This window comes from Microbacterium testaceum StLB037 (assembly GCF_008763945.1).
Classification (GTDB): domain Bacteria; phylum Actinomycetota; class Actinomycetes; order Actinomycetales; family Microbacteriaceae; genus Microbacterium; species Microbacterium testaceum_G.
Map to the genome: position 1 here is coordinate 1 of NZ_VTQH01000008.1, position 1,633 is coordinate 1,633.

Genomic DNA, 1,633 nt, shown 5'->3' on the forward strand with positions numbered 1-1,633 from the left:
TCAAACGTTCCACCCATGAGCTACCAGCAACACACATCCGGTGTTGACCTGGCGCCTGGACACAACGAATCCGAAAACCCGAGTGCCAGAAGCTCCTTAGAAAGGAGGTGATCCAGCCGCACCTTCCGGTACGGCTACCTTGTTACGACTTAGTCCTAATTACCGATCCCACCTTCGACGGCTCCCTCCACAAGGGTTGGGCCACCGGCTTCAGGTGTTACCGACTTTCATGACTTGACGGGCGGTGTGTACAAGACCCGGGAACGTATTCACCGCAGCGTTGCTGATCTGCGATTACTAGCGACTCCGACTTCATGAGGTCGAGTTGCAGACCTCAATCCGAACTGGGACCGGCTTTTTGGGATTCGCTCCACCTCACGGTATTGCAGCCCTTTGTACCGGCCATTGTAGCATGCGTGAAGCCCAAGACATAAGGGGCATGATGATTTGACGTCATCCCCACCTTCCTCCGAGTTGACCCCGGCAGTATCCCATGAGTTCCCACCATTACGTGCTGGCAACATAGAACGAGGGTTGCGCTCGTTGCGGGACTTAACCCAACATCTCACGACACGAGCTGACGACAACCATGCACCACCTGTTCACCAGTGTCCAAAGAGTTGACCATTTCTGGCCCGTTCTGGTGTATGTCAAGCCTTGGTAAGGTTCTTCGCGTTGCATCGAATTAATCCGCATGCTCCGCCGCTTGTGCGGGTCCCCGTCAATTCCTTTGAGTTTTAGCCTTGCGGCCGTACTCCCCAGGCGGGGAACTTAATGCGTTAGCTGCGTCACGGAAACCGTGGAATGGTCCCCACAACTAGTTCCCAACGTTTACGGGGTGGACTACCAGGGTATCTAAGCCTGTTTGCTCCCCACCCTTTCGCTCCTCAGCGTCAGTTACGGCCCAGAGATCTGCCTTCGCCATCGGTGTTCCTCCTGATATCTGCGCATTCCACCGCTACACCAGGAATTCCAATCTCCCCTACCGCACTCTAGTCTGCCCGTACCCACTGCAGGCCCGAGGTTGAGCCTCGGGATTTCACAGCAGACGCGACAAACCGCCTACGAGCTCTTTACGCCCAATAATTCCGGATAACGCTTGCGCCCTACGTATTACCGCGGCTGCTGGCACGTAGTTAGCCGGCGCTTTTTCTGCAGGTACCGTCACTCTCGCTTCTTCCCTGCTAAAAGAGGTTTACAACCCGAAGGCCGTCATCCCTCACGCGGCGTTGCTGCATCAGGCTTTCGCCCATTGTGCAATATTCCCCACTGCTGCCTCCCGTAGGAGTCTGGGCCGTGTCTCAGTCCCAGTGTGGCCGGTCACCCTCTCAGGCCGGCTACCCGTCGACGCCTTGGTGAGCCATTACCTCACCAACAAGCTGATAGGCCGCGAGCCCATCCCAGACCGAAAAATCTTTCCAAACACGACCATGCGATCACGTCTCATATCCAGTATTAGACGCCGTTTCCAGCGCTTATCCCAGAGTCCAGGGCAGGTTGCTCACGTGTTACTCACCCGTTCGCCACTGATCCACCAAGCAAGCTTGGCTTCACCGTTCGACTTGCATGTGTTAAGCACGCCGCCAGCGTTCATCCTGAGCCAGGATCAAACTCTCCGTAAAAAAGAAATGCA

At 55.8% G+C, this 1,633-nt stretch carries 1 rRNA gene; it reads right to left on the minus strand.

From position 1 onward, the window contains the following. Positions 1–100: 100 nt before the first annotated feature. A 16S ribosomal RNA gene (locus tag F9B98_RS15760) occupies positions 101–1,622 on the minus strand. Positions 1,623–1,633: the final 11 nt, after the last annotated feature.